At 67.3% G+C, this 16,816-nt stretch carries 15 protein-coding genes; 1 reads left to right on the top strand and 14 read right to left on the bottom strand.

Annotation, left to right across the window (positions count from 1 at the left end; all coding sequences use genetic code 11):
- The first annotated feature begins 25 nt into the window (after positions 1 to 25).
- Positions 26 to 1,699 (top strand): MFS transporter, encoded by a 1,674-nt coding sequence (locus tag IPP98_16190; protein ID MBL0180624.1) that lies wholly within the window; start codon positions 26 to 28, stop codon positions 1,697 to 1,699.
- Here IPP98_16190 and IPP98_16195 read toward each other — a convergent pair.
- The 14 genes from IPP98_16195 to IPP98_16260 all read right to left on the bottom strand — a co-directional run bounded on the left by IPP98_16195 (position 1,696) and on the right by IPP98_16260 (position 16,816).
- On the bottom strand, positions 1,696 to 3,933 hold the full coding sequence (locus IPP98_16195) for a TonB-dependent receptor (GenBank protein ID MBL0180625.1): 2,238 nt from the start codon (positions 3,931 to 3,933) through the stop codon (positions 1,696 to 1,698). The two genes, IPP98_16190 and IPP98_16195, sit on opposite strands and share 4 nt — an antisense overlap.
- A gap of 459 nt (positions 3,934 to 4,392) precedes the next feature.
- The gene (locus IPP98_16200; protein MBL0180626.1) at positions 4,393 to 4,626 is read right to left on the bottom strand and encodes a DUF2007 domain-containing protein; all 234 of its coding nucleotides are present in this window, start codon (positions 4,624 to 4,626) and stop codon (positions 4,393 to 4,395) included.
- A gap of 22 nt (positions 4,627 to 4,648) precedes the next feature.
- Positions 4,649 to 5,497, bottom strand: a complete 849-nt coding sequence (gene dapF, locus IPP98_16205) for a diaminopimelate epimerase (GenBank protein MBL0180627.1) — start codon at positions 5,495 to 5,497, stop codon at positions 4,649 to 4,651.
- Complete coding sequence (locus IPP98_16210) at positions 5,494 to 6,216, bottom strand: polyprenol monophosphomannose synthase (GenBank protein MBL0180628.1); 723 nt, start codon at positions 6,214 to 6,216, stop codon at positions 5,494 to 5,496. The genes dapF and IPP98_16210 overlap by 4 nt, the downstream gene beginning before the upstream one ends.
- The gene (locus IPP98_16215; GenBank protein MBL0180629.1) at positions 6,209 to 8,617 is read right to left on the bottom strand and encodes a YfhO family protein; all 2,409 of its coding nucleotides are present in this window, start codon (positions 8,615 to 8,617) and stop codon (positions 6,209 to 6,211) included. The genes IPP98_16210 and IPP98_16215 overlap by 8 nt, the downstream gene beginning before the upstream one ends.
- Entirely contained in the window at positions 8,604 to 9,539 is a 936-nt protein-coding gene (locus IPP98_16220; protein MBL0180630.1) for a flippase-like domain-containing protein, read from the bottom strand. The genes IPP98_16215 and IPP98_16220 overlap by 14 nt, the downstream gene beginning before the upstream one ends.
- Entirely contained in the window at positions 9,532 to 10,686 is a 1,155-nt protein-coding gene (locus IPP98_16225) for a glycosyltransferase family 4 protein (protein MBL0180631.1), read from the bottom strand. Before IPP98_16225 ends, IPP98_16220 begins: the two co-directional genes overlap by 8 nt.
- A complete protein-coding gene (locus IPP98_16230; protein ID MBL0180632.1) occupies positions 10,679 to 11,251 on the bottom strand; it encodes a hypothetical protein in 573 nt (190 codons plus the stop codon). Before IPP98_16230 ends, IPP98_16225 begins: the two co-directional genes overlap by 8 nt.
- Positions 11,248 to 11,610 (bottom strand): glycosyltransferase, encoded by a 363-nt coding sequence (locus IPP98_16235; GenBank protein ID MBL0180633.1) that lies wholly within the window; start codon positions 11,608 to 11,610, stop codon positions 11,248 to 11,250. Before IPP98_16235 ends, IPP98_16230 begins: the two co-directional genes overlap by 4 nt.
- Positions 11,607 to 13,148, bottom strand: coding sequence for an RNA polymerase factor sigma-54 (gene rpoN, locus IPP98_16240; protein MBL0180634.1), 1,542 nt, complete (start codon positions 13,146 to 13,148; stop codon positions 11,607 to 11,609). Before rpoN ends, IPP98_16235 begins: the two co-directional genes overlap by 4 nt.
- Positions 13,145 to 13,897 (bottom strand): LPS export ABC transporter ATP-binding protein, encoded by a 753-nt coding sequence (gene lptB, locus IPP98_16245; GenBank protein ID MBL0180635.1) that lies wholly within the window; start codon positions 13,895 to 13,897, stop codon positions 13,145 to 13,147. The genes rpoN and lptB overlap by 4 nt, the downstream gene beginning before the upstream one ends.
- Complete coding sequence (locus IPP98_16250) at positions 13,894 to 15,297, bottom strand: hypothetical protein (GenBank protein MBL0180636.1); 1,404 nt, start codon at positions 15,295 to 15,297, stop codon at positions 13,894 to 13,896. Before IPP98_16250 ends, lptB begins: the two co-directional genes overlap by 4 nt.
- A complete protein-coding gene (lptC, locus tag IPP98_16255) occupies positions 15,297 to 15,899 on the bottom strand; it encodes an LPS export ABC transporter periplasmic protein LptC (protein MBL0180637.1) in 603 nt (200 codons plus the stop codon). The genes IPP98_16250 and lptC overlap by 1 nt, the downstream gene beginning before the upstream one ends.
- On the bottom strand, positions 15,899 to 16,816 hold the full coding sequence (locus tag IPP98_16260; protein MBL0180638.1) for a KpsF/GutQ family sugar-phosphate isomerase: 918 nt from the start codon (positions 16,814 to 16,816) through the stop codon (positions 15,899 to 15,901). The genes lptC and IPP98_16260 overlap by 1 nt, the downstream gene beginning before the upstream one ends.

A 16,816-nucleotide genomic window follows, 5' to 3' on the forward strand; every position in this document is an offset into this window, starting at 1 on the left:
CACACTTCATGCGTGAGCTCCGCCCGTGACCGCGGCGCCGCTCTCCCTGCCGACCCTCGACGCCTCGCGTGATGCGCGTCGGGTCATCGTTGCCTCGTCCCTCGGGACCGTCTTCGAGTGGTACGACTTCTATCTCTACGGCTCGCTCGCCGCGATCATCAGCCGGCAGTTCTTCTCCGGGGTGAACCCGACCGCGGGGTTCATCTTCGCCCTCCTCGCCTTCGCCGCCGGCTTCGCGGTCCGCCCCTTCGGCGCCCTCGTCTTCGGCCGGCTCGGCGACCTGGTCGGACGGAAGCACACCTTCCTCGTGACAATCGTCATCATGGGCGTCTCGACCTTCGTGGTCGGCGTCCTGCCCGGATACCGGACGATCGGCATCGCCGCCCCGGTGATCCTGATCCTGCTCCGGCTGCTGCAGGGGCTGGCACTCGGCGGGGAGTATGGTGGGGCCGCGACCTACGTGGCGGAGCACGCGCCGCACGGACAGCGGGGCGCCTACACCTCGTGGATCCAGACGACGGCCACGCTCGGGCTCTTCCTGTCGCTGCTTGTCATCCTTGGCTGCCGCGTCGCCCTCGGCACCGAGGCATTCGAGGCCTGGGGATGGCGCATCCCGTTCCTCGTCTCGCTGCTGCTGCTCGGCGTCTCGGTGTGGATTCGTCTCGCGCTCGACGAATCGCCAGTCTTCAAGGCGATGAAGGCGGAGGGAACCCGGTCGAAGGCGCCACTTCGGGAATCGTTCGCCGAGTGGGGCAACCTGAAGATCGTGATCCTGGCGCTGTTCGGATTGACGGCGGGGCAGGCGGTGGTCTGGTACACCGGACAGTTCTACACACTGTTCTTCCTGACCCAGACCCTCAAGGTCGAGGCCCAGACGGCCAACATCCTGGTGGCCGTGTCGCTCTTGCTCGGCACACCGTTCTTCGTCGTCTTCGGCAGGCTCTCGGACCGAATCGGTCGGAAGCCGATCATCCTCCTTGGTTGCGCGCTCGCGGCACTGACGTACTTCCCGCTCTTCCGCGCCCTCACGCACTACGCGAACCCCGCCCTCGAGGCCGCGCAGCTGCGCGCACCGGTCACCGTTGCGGCCGATCCGGCGGACTGTTCGGTGCAGTTCAATCCGGTGGGGACGAGCAAGTTCACGTCACGCTGCGACGTCGCGAAGGCCGCGCTCGTCGCGCGCGGGGTGCCCTACCTGAACCTCGTGCTGCCGGCCGGTGGGGAGGCGGTCGTGCACGTCGGCGCGACGGTGATCGCGTCGTTTGACGCCGCAGCCGCCGATGCCACGGAACGGCGACCCGTTTTTCAGGAAGTGCTCGGCAAGGCGCTCGACGAAGCCGGCTATCCGGTCAAGGCCGATCTCACCGCGATCAACCGGCCGATGGTCGTGCTGGTCCTCTGGATCCTCGTCCTTTATGTGACATTGGTATATGGCCCGATCGCCGCGATGCTGGTCGAGATGTTCCCCTCGAAGATCCGCTACACCTCGATGTCGCTCCCCTACCATATCGGCAACGGCTGGTTCGGCGGCTTTCTCCCGACGACGGCGTTCGCGATCGTCGCCGCCACCGGCGACATCTACTCCGGACTCCGCTACCCGGTGGCCATCGCCACGATGACGCTCATCGTCGGTGCCCTGTTCCTCAAGGAGACCAAGGACGTCGACATCGTGGCGACGGACGGCCCCGCGGCCGGCTAGAAGTCCGTCGAGATCCGCAGCATGATGTCGCGCCCGGGATTCAGCGCGAACTGCTTGTAGCGGCTCAGGAAGTCCTTGTAGGCGACGTTGCCGGCGTTGTGGACGGCGAGGTCGATCTCGAGGAGCCGACCACCAACCATCTGCTGCACGCCACCCTCGATCTCGACCAGATGGTAGCTGTCGGTGGCGAGGTCGAGCGCGGCCAGCCGGTCCTGCTTGGCCACGGACACCAGGTCGACGCCGAGGTGGGCGTGGTGCGCGGCCGCGTTGTGCCATTCGAGCCCGATGACGCTGCGCGTGGGCGGGATCAGGGGCAGGGGGGCATCGGTCTCCCGGTTGGTCGCATGGACACCGTCGATCCGAGCCCGCGCGGTGAACGCCTCAGCCAGGTCCACCTCGGCCTCCGCCTCGGCGCCGGTCAGCAACGCATCCGCCTGCCGGTACTGATAGACATCGAGGCCGCCATTCGTGGTGCCGGTCGGCGCGATGTAGATGAAGTCCTGCACGAGGTGACGGAAGGCGGTGATCTCACCCCGCACATGAGCCGCCTGCCAGCGGAGCGACCCGTCGAGGGTGGTGCCGACTTCGGCCCGAAGATCGGCGTCGCCGATCTCGTATCGCGCCTCCGACACCTTCGGCCCGTTCGTGAACAACTCGAAGAGGTTCGGGGAGCGCCACGCCCGGCCACCGTTGACGCGCAGGGCGACACCGTCGGTCAGCGCGTAGCTCACGCCGACGTTGCCGGTCAGGGCCGAGAACGACTTGCTCGCCCCGGTGAAGGCGAGGGTGGCGTTCGGGTCCCCCTCGACCCGGGAGGCATCGCCGCGCGCCCCGACGAGCAGGTTCCAGCGACCTTGATGGACCTCCGCGACCGCGAACCCTGCGACTCCGTTTGTGGTGGCGTTCGGTACGAGCGGGATCGGCCCGCGCGTCGCGTTCGACTGATGCACTCCGGTCGCCCCGACGGTCAGGGCGATGGGCCCGCCGACGTCGTGGTGCGCCGAGGCCGTCGCCGAGATGGTGTTGAGGCGGAGGTCGAAGGCGGTGGCCTCGGTCCCGGGCGTGCCGCTGGCATCGTCGGAGACCTCGATCAGGCCGTGTTGCTGGAACTGCGCCTGACCATTGAGGCGCCACGCACCGGCGACGCGCACGGCGTCGACCTGTACCCGCTCGTCATGGGACTTCCGCTCCGGTCCGGCATCCTTGACCCCGGGGACCTCCACCGGACCGTTGGCCTCGAGCAGCTTGAACTCGCCGCCGTTGTGCGCAACCCGGAAGGTCACCGAGCCGTGGTCGTTCCGGATGGCATAGGCCCCCTCGCCGTTGACCGCGACGTAGCCGGTGTTCTCGAGTTCGCCGTTGGGGGTGTGGAGGGCGGCGGCCCGGCGGAGCAGGCCGGTGAGCCGGTACCCGGAGCGTCCCTTCGACCCCGACAGCCCGAGCATCGTCCCGGTCTCGGCGTTGTTGCTCGCCCCGGAGAGTTCGGCATGCCAGCGGGTGGCGGCACCGGCCTCGGGTAGGGCGGCGGGGATGGCGTTGACGACACCCGCCAGCGCCTCGGATCCATAGAGGAGCGACATCGGGCCGCGAATCACCTCGACCCGCTCGGCGAGTCGGGCGTCGAGGGACGGGCCGTCCTCGTCACTCCAGGAATAGTCCGACAGCCGGTGGCCGTTCTCGGCCACCAGGATACGATCTCCCGAGAGGCCCCGGATCATCGGTTTGGCGATCTGCCCACCCGTGGTCAGCGACCGACCACCCGGGAGGAGCTCGATGGCCCGAGCAATCGACACGCTCTGACTCCGGCGAAGGGCGTCTCCCTCGAGGACCGTGGCGGCGAGGGGGGAGGTCAGCGAGGTCCCCGGGGTCGGGGCCGCCGAGACGACGATCGGGGGGAGGGCGACGGCCGAGGGGGTGAGCTGGACCGAGAGGTCGGTGGCGCCAGCGATGGTGACGTCCTCGAGGCGGGGGGCGAACCCGCCCTGGGCAAAGCTCACCCGGTACCGTCCGTCCGGGAGGTCGGCCAGCCGATAGCGACCTTGGGCGTCCGAGGTGGTGGACCGCTGCAGTGCCCGGATGGTCACCGTGACCCCGGCGACCGGATGGCGGTCCCGATTGGTGACCTGACCGGTGAGCGACCCGGGGGTATGGTCAGGGGTCGCGGAGAGGAGGGTCGGCGTCAGGAGGACGAGGCCGAGTCCCAGGGTGGCACCCAGGCGGCGGAGTTCAATCATGGAGTTCTCACGAGGGGGGCGAGGAATTCCGGGACCGAACCGAAGGAGGTTCGGCGGGGCAGACCGAATACTACGCAGCTGACTGGGCGATGGTTGCCGTCGACGGCGAGCGACGCTGCGACCATCGCATCGGCAGATTACAGCGACAGCTTTCGACGGGGAATGTTTGTTGGCTAGCGCTGTAAGGCACTGGCATACAATTAGTTAGATCGCTTTCAGGTGGGTGGATATTCTGGGATATGAATATGACGTATAAGATGTATTATGTTAAGTAGCCATGAGGATAAGTGGGGATAACTGCCAGATCTCCACGACAGTGCGGTACTCCCCTGCTTCAGGCGGTGCCGCTCCTCCGTTGGGAGCTGCCCGGAAACGGTGAGGGGTGAGGAGTGAGGGGGTCGCCCCCTTACCCATCACCCCTCACTTTTTGAGACATCAGGTACTCGGACGTCGCCCCCCTCAGGGCGTCAGCTCCTCCGACGTCCCCGTGGAATCGGCGTCCCCGGCCTCGAGTTCCGCCACGATCTCCATCGCCTGCAGTTCCATCGCGGCCGGGACCCAGACTTCCGGATACGGCCCGGACCCCATGGGGGTCGGGCCAGCCTTGATGGTCGCCGGGATGCCGGCGGCCTCAAGTTCCAGTCGAATCAGGTCGGCCTCGATCTGGTTGGTGGCTACATAGATGCAGATCATCGAAACCCTCCGGTAGTGGTGGTCACACGTCCAGCCAGACCCCTCGGGCCACCAGGCGGCCCTCACCGCAGAGCCAGATCTGGGTGGCCCGGCCCCCCTCGAGGCTGGCATTGACCGCCAGCAATCGACCACTCTCGGTCCGGAACCGGAGCGGCAGCTGGTCCATGCCCAGGGCGGCAATCGCCAACGCCGCGGTCACCGTGCCGGTCCCGCAGGCCATCGTTTCCGCCTCAACTCCTCGCTCGTAGGTCCGCACAGCCCACTGCGGTTCATCCACTTTCGAGGTTGCAGTTCCAGTAGAACGTGAGGTCCGCGACACGAAGTTGGCGTTGGCCCCACCCACGCCGGCCAGCTCGTGGAACCGGAGCTCCCGGCCCCGGGTCGGAAGGTCGACCGCGGCCACGTCTTCCGTCATGACGACCAGATGCGGCACCCCGACACGACCCAGACGGACCCACCCCTCCCCTGCCACTGTCGGAATCCCGGTCTCGACCGGGATGTCGGTGTCGGGGAGATTGAGCTCTGCCATGTGCCCTTCCCCGACGCACCGGGTCCGGAAGCTCCCCGCCCCGGTGACCAGGGTCATCCCGGCCGGGTCGGCCATCTCGAGGTGGGCGGCCAGACGGGTCGAGCAGAGGGCGGCGTTCCCGCACATCGGGGCCGCCGAGCCGTCGGAGTTGTAGAAGGTCATCTCCACGGCGTCCGGCCCGACCGGTGTCAGGATCACGAAGCCATCGGCTCCGATCCCGTTGCGCCGGTCGCAGATGGCCCGGATCCGCTCGACCGGCCAATCGGCCGGGGTCGTCGAGCGGCCGTCGACCATGACGAAGTCATTCCCCGAACCGGTCAGCTTGAAGAAGACCACGCTCATTTGAGCCTCCCGAGGATCGCCTGGAGTTTGAGCCACCAGACCATCCAGACCGCCTCCCGGACAATCCTCTGGTCCATCTTGCTCTGCCCCTCGACCCGGTCGACGAAGATGATCGGAATCTCCTTGAGCCGGAAACCCTTGCAGTAGGTCCGGTAGGACATCTCGATCTGGAAGGCGTAGCCGTTGCAACGCACTTCCTCGAACGGGATCGCCGCCAGGACCTCCCGCCGGAAGCACTTGAACCCACCGGTGGCGTCGGTCAGCGGCAGCCGGGTGATCCAGTGGACGTACTTGTTGGCAAACCACGACAGCAGCAACCGGCTCATCGGCCAATTGATGACGTTGACCCCGGTCGCGTACCGGGAGCCGAGGACGAGGTCGGCATCCTGAATCGCGGTCAGGAAGGCCGGGAGCGCCTTGGGGTCGTGGGAGAAGTCGGCGTCCATCTCGAAGATGAAGTCATAGCCCTTCGGCAGCGCCCAGGTGAAGCCGGCCAGGTAGGCCCGCCCCAGCCCCTGCTTGGCGGTTCGGTGCAGCACATGCACCCGCGGGTCGGCCGCCGCCATCGCGTCGGCCAGCTGCCCGGTCCCGTCGGGGGAGCCGTCATCGACGACCAGCACCTCGAGACGCGGGTCCTGCGCCAGGATCGCCGGGACGATCTGGGGAAGGTTCTCGCGTTCGTTGTAGGTCGGCACCACCACCAGCGCACGTTCAGGCATTCATGGTCCGCGGCCGGAATCGTCCGGCCGCCAGCAGCAGGAGCGCTCCGGCGAGCGACCCCAGGGTGATCAACTTGCCGGTCCCGTACCCCGGCGTCTCGTAGCGCAGCGTCACTTCCTTGGCCCCCGGCGGCACCGCTACCGAGAGCATCGCGTGATTGGCCCGGAGGGTCGGAGTCGGCGTCCCGTCGACCACCGCCGTCCACCCCGGATACCAGTTCTCCGCCACCAGCAGATAGGTGGTCTTCGGGTCACTGCCGCTCAGTACGACTTTCATCGCGCCAGGTTCCCAACTCGCCAGCGACGCCGTCACCGGCGAGGGCTCGGGGATCGCCTGCCCCGTCTGCACCCCCGGCACCGTCGTCGTGTCGTCATAGAGCACCACTCGGCTCACCGGGAAACGCGGATCCACCACCGTCGGGATGATCTGGGCGTCGGGCACCTTCACGGCCCCCGGGACGATCCGCACCCACTGCGCCGTGCTGTCCCGCTCGAACAGGTGGCCGGCCAGGGCGGCCCGGCCCATCGTGCTTGAAAACGAGACCGGGCCGAGGGTCTGACGGTATCCCGGAAACGCCTTCGCCACATCCTGGTTGGCGACGATGTACTTGACGGCGTACAGATCGAGCAACGTCGGGGCGAACTGGTTCGGCCAGTCGTTCTTGCCACCAAAGAGCTCGTCGAAGAAGCGGCTCTCGTTGCCGTGGTACCCGAAGAGCGTCGGGATGGTGTCGGCCATCAGCCACGATCCCTTGTACAAGTTCGCTGCGTCTCCCCTCCCCAATGGGTCGTAACTCCGGTACGGGTGGGTCGACTTCCGCATCTCGGTCATCAGCTGGTCGTCGGCGTACGTGACCGAGGCCGGCGGCAGCCACTCCGGGAAGCGGCGCAGCAGGCTCCAGTTGTCGCCCCAGAGCGCGATGATCATCGCCCCCGCAGCCAGTGCCCCGGTCAGCGCACGGCGCTGGACCGCGACCAATAGCCCGCCTCCAAGGAGGACGACCAGCAACATCCGAAGCGAACCGGCCCGGAGCTCGCCGGCGTTGGCGCTGACTTGCTGGGTGATGCGTCCCGTCATCTGCGGGTCGAGACCCGAGCCGATGCTGCTCGCCACGCCCTCGGCGACCCCTTGCAGGGCGCCCGCCACGCCGAGCACCGCGATGAACGCGAAGACGCCCAGGACGATGTTGAGATGCTTCGGGCTGACCTCCCCCTTGAGCAGACGCTCGGCGCCGAGGCCCGCCCAGACGCAGATCGGCAACGCGACCAGGAAGAAGGCCATGCCGGCCGCGCGGACCTTCTGCATCATCGGCATGACTTCGAACCAGAGTCGGTAGAACGGCGTATGCCCGCCGAACGCCACCAGCAGGAAGAGCGCGGCGATCATGCCGAAGCCGAGAAGCAGGCCGCGCCTCTTTGCGGCACCGAGCCCGAGAATGGCGAGAATGATCACGATTGCGCCGACATACTCGGTGTGGCTCTTGAAGAAGTTGCTGCCCCAGTAGTTCTCCATCATCCCGTTGAACTGCGGCAGGATGGTGGTCATCAATTCTTCCACTGGCATCGCGTAGGACGTCGCGTATGCCCAACCCGACGACGCACTCCCGGGCGCACGCGGCGAGAAGGGGATGTACTTGAGGAACGGCAGTCCCTGGATCATCCCGATGCCGACGCCGAGCGCCACGCCCATCGCGGCAAGCCCCATGTCCGCGATCGGCGCCTTGGGGCGCTCCCGCTCCTTGTCCCAGAAGGTGAGCCACAACGTGAACAGCCCCGACGCCACCAGGAGGTAATAGGTCATCTGGTAGTGGGGCGACAGCATGCAGAGGCCGATGATCAGCGCGTACCAGCCGAAGGCGCTCACCTTGCCGTGGCGGATGCCGCGGAGCAGGGCCAGGAAGGCGAACGGCGCCAGCGCCGAGACGAAGAGCTTGCCGTCGTGCCCGTTGCGCATCATCGAGACGAGGATGCCCGAGAGCTCGTAGCCGAGGCCGCCGACGACGGCGGCCGTCCAGGAGAGCTTGAGCGCGCGCAGCAGGGAGTACATGGCCACGCCGGCGATGATCAGGTGCAGGAAGAAGCCGAGCGACATGCCGAGGTCGGTCGGCACCAGCCAGCGGAGCCAGGCGGTCGGGTAGAAGATGTCGCCGTGCATCGCCGCGATGAACGGCATCCCGCCGAAGATGTACGGGTTCCACTGCGGGATGCTGCCGTGCGCCTTGAAGTAGTTGGCGCCGAACTCGCGGAAGGCGTATCCCGCGATGACCTGGTCGTCACCGCCGAGATACTGGCCCGTGAACAACGGCCAGCAGAGCGTGAGTGCCGCAAGGACGAAGACGACGCCGGCCCACAGCAGGGGCGGACGCGGCTCAAAGGCAGGGCGCGAATCAGGCGTCGTCACGCGACGGTCTCCGCATGAGAAGGAACGGCACCGCAGCGCCGATTTCGTTGATGGTGAGCGTGATGCGGGAGGCGGCTGCGAGGGCGACCGCCGGTCCGATGCCAAGTGATCCCTTCAGCAACAGCACCAGCACCCCTTCCCGCACGCCGAGGCCGCCGGGCACGACGAGGGCGAGGTAGCCGACGATGTAGGACGCCGCGAAGGCACCGGTTGCGGTGGTCCAGTTCAGGTCGAGGGACGGGATCGTCCCGAGCAACAGCAACTGGAACGCCAGGCCGTAGCCGCCCCATGCGAGGAAGTTGACGAAGAGCGCGCCGGCCAATGCACCGGGCTCGACCGGCTTCACCGAGTCGGGCTTGCCGATCAGGTGGCCCAGGCGCCGCGTGAGTGACGGCAGCGTGAGGGCGAACGCGCAGAGCAGCGCGAAGGCGGCGCCGGCAAAGGCCAGCAGGCTGCCGTATGGGGTGTACGGGGCGAGCACGCGGTCGAGGACCACCGTGCCCGTGAACATCAGCGCCACCACCGCACCAGTCGCCAGCGACACGAGCTGCATGATGACGGCCGACCCGATCGCCGCGACGCCGGAGACGCCCTGCTTCTCGGACATCGCCGCCATCCCGGCGATCGACCAGACCTTGCCGGGGATGTACTTGCCGAGCGAGGAAAGGCACCAGATGCGCGCGGCGTCGACGGCGCGGATGTACTGCCGCCAGCCGTGCAGCACCGCGCGCCACCCCCAGATGAGCAGGCCGTACATCACCCAGGTGACCAGCAGCGATGCGATGATGAACTCCCATCGGAAGTGCCACTCGATCGGTTCCGAGGTGACCAACGACCAGTCGTCGGCAAGCCGGAGCCCGATGAAGACGATGATCGCCACCCCGGTGACCGTCTGGATCACCCGCCAGAATTGCTTACTCATCGAGCGCCTCGCCGTACCAGGTGAGAAAACGCTCCGCCACGAACTCGGGAGCCAATCGGATTCGCCAGGCCTCGCCCGTCACCCGGGCCGTCGTCTTCGCATCGGGATCGTGCAGCACGGCCATCAGCGCCGTCGCCAATGCGGCAGGCTCCGGTGCCACCCGGCGCCCCGCCCCCTCCACCGGCACCACGTCGAGCAATCCGCCGCCATCGGTGCAGGCGATCACCGGGACGCCCTGCATCAGGGCCTCTGCGGCCGCGAGCCCAAACCCTTCGCCCTGCGCCGGCATCAGGCAGGCATCCGCCGTCGCCAGAAGGGCCGGGACATCGGTCGGGGCCACCGCACCGAGGAATCGGACGGAGGCCGAAAGGCCCAGTCCGCCGACCTGCGACTGCAGCCCCGCGCGTGTCGCGCCATCTCCGGCGATCACCAGGGGCAAGGTGCAGCCCTGCTGCCGCGCAAGCGCGTATGCATCAACGGCGAGGTGGACCCGCTTCTGCTCGGTGAGCCGACCCAGCACGACGATTCCCCCACCACCGACGCTCCACGGCCGCTTCATCGCGGTCACCGGCATCGGGACGACGCTGTCGTCGTCAACCCTGGCGCCGTGCAGGCGAAGCGCGTCAGCGAGCGAGCGTGAGACCGTGGTAACCCGCCTCGCCCGACGGAATGGCCGTTTCGCCAACCACCTGGCCGGCGCACCCTTCTCGAGCATCCGCACATCGGTGCCGTGACAGGTGATCACCAGCGGTGTGTCGGATGGGGCGGCGAGCCCCGACGGAAACCACCAGTGGGCGTGCACCACCCCGCGTGCCGCCCCCTCCAGCTCTTCGCGCGTGCCAGCCCGGAGGGAGCGGATCATCCCCGCGAGTGCCCGAAGCCCCTGCGGGGACTTGATGGCGGTCGCGAGCTTGCCTGATTGGGCGAACTGTTCGCGTTCCGGCGTTCCATACCTGACGCGATGCACCGGCACACCATCGAGCGTTCCGCGTCCTCCCTTCCCCGCATCGCTCGGCGTCACCACCCGGACATCCACGCCGCGGTCGCGGAGCGCCACGGCCAGCGGATGGAGGAAGGCCCCTGCCACATCACCCCGCTCCCGCGGGTAGTTGTGGGTGAGGAACACCACGCGGAGCGGCTCAGCCACGCCGGTCGGACTCGAGGCGACGCACCAGTTCGCGCTGCTCCTCGCGAAGGTTGGCCACCAGCTCGCCGAGGAAGCCGAATCCGAAGAGCACCACACCCATGATGAGCAGTGTCTGCACCAGCGACACCAACAGCGCCACGTCGGCGTGGATGGTGAAGCGCAGCACGATCGCCACGACGCCGGCCACGAAGCCGAGGAGGAAGATCAACGCGCCCGCGAGGCCGAAGAAGAGCATCGGCTTGCGGCCAAAGCGGAGCTGGAACCAGACCGAGAGCAAGTCGAGCACGCCGATCGGAATGCGCGTCCAGGTGAACTTCGACGTCCCCGCCGTGCGTGGATAGAGCGGCACCGGGGTCGACGTCAGCCGGAAGCCGTCCGCCGCGGCGATCACCACCATGAAGCGATGCCAGTCGGGCCGCATCGGGACGTGTGCCATCACCTCGCGGCGGTATGCCTTCACCGAATTCAGGTCGGTGACGCGCACGCCGAAGAGCCAGCGGCAGAGGGTGTTGTACACCGTCGAGACAAACGCCTTCTCGTACTTCCCCTGCTTGGTGCCGGTCACGATGTCGGCGTTGCCGGCCAGGATCGGGGCGACCAGCTGCGGGATGTCTTCCGGCTTGTACTGCAGGTCGGCCGGGTAGAAGACGAAGATGTCGCCTTCGGCCGCATCCCCGCGCTCCGCAGCGCGTCGGCGATGCCACGCTGCCGGCGATGGGTCACCACCCGAAGGAAGGAGTACTGCGCCTGTAGCTGCGCCAGCACCTGCGGCGTCGCGTCACGAGACCCGTCGTCCACGACGACGACCTCGGCGGGTGCCCCGATTCTCGGCAACGCCTCGGCGCACTGCCGCAGGAACTCGGGGAGATTCTCGGCCTCGTCCTTGGCCGGCACCAGCACGGAGACAATCGCGCGCTCGCTCATACGCGCTTCCGCATGCGGGCCGGGAGGATGCCGAGCTGGTCGCGATACTTGGCCACGGTCCGCCGGGCGATCTGGATGCCCTGCTCCTCGAAGAGGTGGACGATCTGCTGGTCGGTGAGCGGCTTCGCCGGCTTCTCCTCGGCGACCATCTTCTCCAGCTTGGCGCGGATCGAGCGGGCCGAGGCGTCCTCGCCCGAGGCGGTCGAGAGCGCCGACGAGAAGAAGAACTTGAGTGGCAGCACCCCGCGCGGCGTCTGGACGTACTTCTCGTTGGTGACGCGCGACACGGTCGACTCGTGCATCGAGATCACCTCGGCGACCTCGCGCAGTGTCAGCGGCTTGAGGTACTCGACGCCCTTCTCGAAGAACTCGCGCTGTCGGTCGACGATGAAGTTCATCACCTTGAGCATCGTCTGCCGGCGCTGCTCGATGGCTTGCACCATCCAGGTCGCGCTGTTCATCCGCGAGGCGATGAAGTCCTTGTTTTCCTGCGTCATCCCGCCCTTCTGCCGGGCGATGTCCTGGTACGCGCGGGAGAGCCGGAGTCGCGGCACACCGGTGTCGTTGAGGAATACCTGGTAGCGGCCCTCGATCCGGTCGACAATCAAGTCGGGCGTGACATAGGCCTCGGCGCGGTCGGCATACTTGAGCCCCGGCTTCGGATCGAGCCGGCCCAGTTCGTCGGCGGCGGTCTGCGCCTCACGCGGTTCGACGCCGAAGCGGCGGGCCAGGTCGTTCCATCGGTGCGCGATCAGGTCCGGAAACGCCTGTTCCACGATCCGGTACGAGAGCGAGGTCGAGTCACCGACGTCCTTCAACTGGAGCAGCAGGCACTCCTGCAGCGAGCGAGCCGCGATGCCGGCCGGGTCCAGCGCCTGCACCACCTTCAGGGCCGCGTCGAATTCCTCGGGCATGAAGATCGTCACGCCTGCCGGGAGGCCGGCCGCGTGGCCGTTGGTCAGCACCGGCGCTTCGTCGAGCTCCTCCTCCACGAGATCGAAGGGGTCGTGGTCCTCCGGATCGAAGGCCGGGCGCAGCGCGGGGTTGTTGGAGAGGAGCCAGTGGTTGGCCGAGGCGAGGATCACCTCGGCGTCGCAGCCGAGATAGCCATCGTCGTTGATGTTGCCGATGATCTCCTCGCAGAGCAGCCGCTGCCGGGCCGGGAGGTCGAGCATCTGCAACTGGTCACGGAGGTGATCGGCGAGGTCGCGGCTCTCGACCGAGACGGGCTCCACGTACTCCAGCTGTTCGTACTGCTCCTTCTGGCCGCCGACGTCGAAGCCATTCAGGAGGATCTCCTCCCAGTCGACTTCGTCGTCCTTCTTGACCTCTTCCTGCTGCTCCTCGGTGGTCTTCTCGGGGACTTCCTCTTCCTCCGGTTCCTCGAGCTCGAGGAAGGGGTTGTTGAGGAGCTCGGCCTGCAGATGCTGCTGCAGGTCGAGCATCGGCATGTACAGCATGTCCATCGCCTGGTACAGGCGTGGGTTGATCCGCAGCTCCTGGCGGAGCCCCGTCTGCTGCTGCATGCCAGTCTTCATGCGGGCTGCTCCGTCCGCGCCCGAAGGCGTGCGGTCAGGGTCGGTCCGAGATAGACATCCGCGACGTGATCGTTCCACACCAGTTCGGCGACAAGGCCAGCCGCCTGGACCGTACCGGAATGCATGATGTAGGCGCGATCGACGATTTCCAGCGTCTGCTCCACGTTGTGATCCGTGATCAACACGCCGATGCCCCGGTCCCGAAGCGACGCGACGATCTGCTGAATGTCGTGCACCGCGATCGGGTCGACGCCGGCGAAGGGCTCGTCCAGCAGCATGAACTTGGGATTCGTGGCGAGCGCCCGGGTAATCTCCAGCCGACGCCGTTCGCCACCCGAGAGGGTGTAGGCCGGGGATTTCCGCAGCGATGTGAGATCGAGCTCGGCCAGCATCTCGTCGAGCTTGGCCAGTCGCTCGGCCTTGGCGAGCGGGAGCGTCTCGAGGATCGCGAGCACGTTCTCCTCGACCGTCATCCGGCGGAAGATCGAGGGCTCCTGCGCCAGGTACCCGATGCCCATCCGTGCCCTGCGGTACATCGGCTGATCGGTGAGCTCGGTGTCGTCGAGGAAGATCCGACCGGCATCCGGGCGAATCAATCCCGTGACGAGGTAGAAGGTCGTCGTCTTCCCGGCACCGTTGGGGCCAAGGAGCGCGACGATTTCTCCCTGGGCAAGCTCGATCGAGACGCCGTCGACGACGGCGCGCTTGCGATAGCTCTTCCGCAGCCCTTCAGCCTTGAGGACGCTCATGGGGTCGGCCTCTTGGCTGGCAGCACGGCCTTCTTGCCGAGCGACGCCGTCTCGAGCTGGACGCCGTCGACGTGTCCGTTCATGCGGACCTCGTCGAAACCACTGCCGGGATACGGCTTCATCGTCACCCGAATGGTGTCGGCACGAGAGTAGTTGATCGTCGGGGTGGTCTTGCCATTCTTCTCGACCTGTTGCGTCATCAGGGACCGGGCCGTGCCGATCGCCTCGACGTGCAGCAGGCGGGTCAGCATGGTGCCGGCAGAGTCTGCCTGGGCAAACTCCGCCGCGATCCGGTTGCCCCACAGGGTGTCACGTTCGCGTGTGGGCGTCGCGGTGCTGTCGGCAGTGCTGTCCGGAGCAGGCAGCGCAATCGTCGTGTCGACCGGGTTCTGGATCGATCCGCGCCCACGCACGAAGATCGACTGCAGGACCTCGCCCGGCGTCTTGACGACAAGCGAGTCGCCGCGGATGTCGTACCCGGCTCGGGTCGCGTGCGCCTGCGTGGCCTTTCCCCAGGCGTCGGTCTGCTCGAGCTTGCCGTCCTTGAAGCGAAGCGCCACCGAGTCGCCGGAGACTCGGGTGGAATCCTGGTGCACGTCGCCGTCACCGTAGGCACGCAAGTCGTCGAGCACCTCGTTGGTCAGGCCAAGCCGGATGTCCTTCCCGGTCACCTTGAAGGAGTCGGAACCAGTGCGTCGCCAGCTCGCGGGAGCCCCGGTGAGGATGGTCCGCCCCGCAGTGCCGCTGGTGTAGAGGAGGGAATCACCCTGCCCTGCCAAGTCGCTGCGATTGATGGTGACATTGCCCCGACCGCTCAGCCGGGACGATCCGAACCCCCGGAGCAGGTCGGCCACGATCGTGTACGGTCCCTTGTCGGCGGTGGTGTCGGTGACGGCGCGCTTCGGCTTGACCTTGAGCGTCGGTCGCTGCATCGCCACCGACTCGGCGCTGTCGCGGACCCCCTTCACGGCGCGGAGATAGTCCAGGTAGGGGCCGTCGAGCGTCGACGAGTCACGGCTCGTGATGACGTGGACCGCCCCGCGGGCCTCGAGGCGCTCTCCCTGCTTGTAATAGGTGAGCGTGTCGGCCCGCACGGCCACATCGGCGTCGCGATAGTAGGCGCGGGTGATGAAGCGGACCACGTCACCGTTGATCGATTCCACCGAGTCGGCGCCGATGCGCACGTTCTGGCCTTGGCAGCGGAAGCGGACGTCCCCGCCGAAGTAGTAGTTCTCGTTCCCCTCGAACGGGACGATCTGCGCCGCTTCGCGCCCGACGGCACGCTCAAGCTCGAGAATGCAGCGCTTGGGCGCCGGGGCCCGACGCTTGGGCTGTTGCGCCGAAACGGGCTGGACGGCAACGACCACCAGGGCCGCCAGCATGAGGAGGAGACGTGCCATCACTTCCCGCCTCCCTTCACGACCGGCTTTGGCGCAGAGGCCTTCGCGGTCGGCTTGTCGTCTTCCTGGCCCGGCAGCACGAATCCCTTCCCCTTCACACGGCCACCCATCCGCTGCGAGCGGATCTGCTTGAAATCGGGGTCCGCAGTGAAGGACGCGCCGGAGCCGGCGCCATCGGGTGACGTGAAGGTGTAGGTGGTGTCCGAGTAGATGAGGTTCTGCACCTTGTCATAGACCAGGTGCGGACTCTTGAGGACCTTGCCGTTCGCGGCGGTGGCGACGACGTTGCCGCGCGCGTCGAGGGTCTGGTCCTTCTTGTTGTACGAGCCGCTGTCGGCGGTCACCACCGAGGTCTCCTTGCCGGTGGCCTTGTCGTAGAAGGTGACCTTCAACTTCTTGAGGTCGTTCATCTGGCGGGCGTTGTACACCCACGCCGACTCGGCCTCGACCTTGGAGATCTTCACCCCTTCCGTCGTGACGTTGAACGCCATCCCCTTCATGACCTGGTCGGCCGAGTCTCCCGCCGCCGCGACCGGTGGCTCGATGCCGCGGTCGCCACATGCGGCCAACAGCAATGTGCCCATCAGCATGAGCCGCCGCATCAGACCACCCCCGCCCGCAGCAGGTCATGGAGATGGACCACGCCGACCACTCGCTCGTCGGCATCGAGAACCGGTGCCGCAACGATCCCGTGCCGTTCCATCAGCCCGACCACGGAGGCGGCCAGGTCGTCGGCGTGCGCCGTGCGCGGTCCGCGGGTCATCACCTCTGCGGCGGGCAGGCTCAGGAAGTCGGCGGTCCGCTCGGCCACGCGGGTGAGGTCGCCCGCCGAAATGACGCCGGCCAGCGTCGAGCCATCCACGATCAGCGCCAGCCCGCGGCCCTTCGCGAGCGCCACCACGACCTCTCGCATCGATGCGGAGGCTGGCAATTGCCATTCGGCAGGGACCATCACATCCGCGACGCGTACGAGCAGGCGGCGTCCGAGGCGGCCCCCTGGATGCAGCGCCGCAAAGTCCTCGCGCCGAAATCCCTTTCGCTCCAGCAACGCGACGGCCAGCGCATCGCCCAATGCCAACGCCACGGTCGTGCTGGTGGTTGGCGCCAGGTCATGCGGGCACGCCTCTTCGGCCACCGCCCCATCGAGCGCAATGGTGGCTGCCCGACCAAGCGTCGAGTCCACGGCGCCAACGATCGCGATCAGCGGCACGGCACGACGCGCGAGCTCGGCGAGCAGCCCGACCAGCTCGTCCGTCTCGCCGCTCTTGCTCAGGATGATCGCCACGCTGTCGGCATCGACGAGGCCGAGGTCGCCGTGGAGCGACTCGATCGGATGGAGGTAGGTCGCTGCAGTGCCAGTTGAGGTGAGCGTCGCCGCGATCTTCTGCGCGATCACTCCCGACTTGCCAATGCCGCTCACGATCACGCGGCCACCAGTGGCCAACAACTCGACCGCGCGATCAAAGCGCTCGTCGAGGCGCGCGGCCGCGGCCATCACCGACTCGGCCTCGAGCAGCAT

The sequence above is a fragment of the Gemmatimonadota bacterium genome, assembly GCA_016720805.1.
Taxonomy (GTDB): Bacteria; Gemmatimonadota; Gemmatimonadetes; order Gemmatimonadales; family GWC2-71-9; genus Palsa-1233.

Bases quoted from the DNA above. Each gene is read 5' to 3' on its own strand.
- lptB (MBL0180635.1), bottom strand. From the start codon at position 13,897: ATGAGCGTCCTCAAGGCTGAAGGGCTGCGGAAGAGCTATCGCAAGCGC.
- IPP98_16195 (MBL0180625.1), bottom strand. From the start codon at position 3,933: ATGATTGAACTCCGCCGCCTGGGTGCCACCCTGGGACTCGGCCTCGTC.
- dapF (MBL0180627.1), bottom strand. From the start codon at position 5,497: ATGAGCGTGGTCTTCTTCAAGCTGACCGGTTCGGGGAATGACTTCGTC.
- IPP98_16250 (MBL0180636.1), bottom strand. From the start codon at position 15,297: ATGGCACGTCTCCTCCTCATGCTGGCGGCCCTGGTGGTCGTTGCCGTC.
- IPP98_16200 (MBL0180626.1), bottom strand. From the start codon at position 4,626: ATGATCTGCATCTATGTAGCCACCAACCAGATCGAGGCCGACCTGATT.
- rpoN (MBL0180634.1), bottom strand. From the start codon at position 13,148: ATGAAGACTGGCATGCAGCAGCAGACGGGGCTCCGCCAGGAGCTGCGG.
- lptC (MBL0180637.1), bottom strand. From the start codon at position 15,899: ATGCGGCGGCTCATGCTGATGGGCACATTGCTGTTGGCCGCATGTGGC.
- IPP98_16235 (MBL0180633.1), bottom strand. From the start codon at position 11,610: ATGAGCGAGCGCGCGATTGTCTCCGTGCTGGTGCCGGCCAAGGACGAG.
- IPP98_16210 (MBL0180628.1), bottom strand. From the start codon at position 6,216: ATGCCTGAACGTGCGCTGGTGGTGGTGCCGACCTACAACGAACGCGAG.
- IPP98_16260 (MBL0180638.1), bottom strand. From the start codon at position 16,816: ATGCTGCTCGAGGCCGAGTCGGTGATGGCCGCGGCCGCGCGCCTCGAC.
- IPP98_16220 (MBL0180630.1), bottom strand. From the start codon at position 9,539: ATGAGTAAGCAATTCTGGCGGGTGATCCAGACGGTCACCGGGGTGGCG.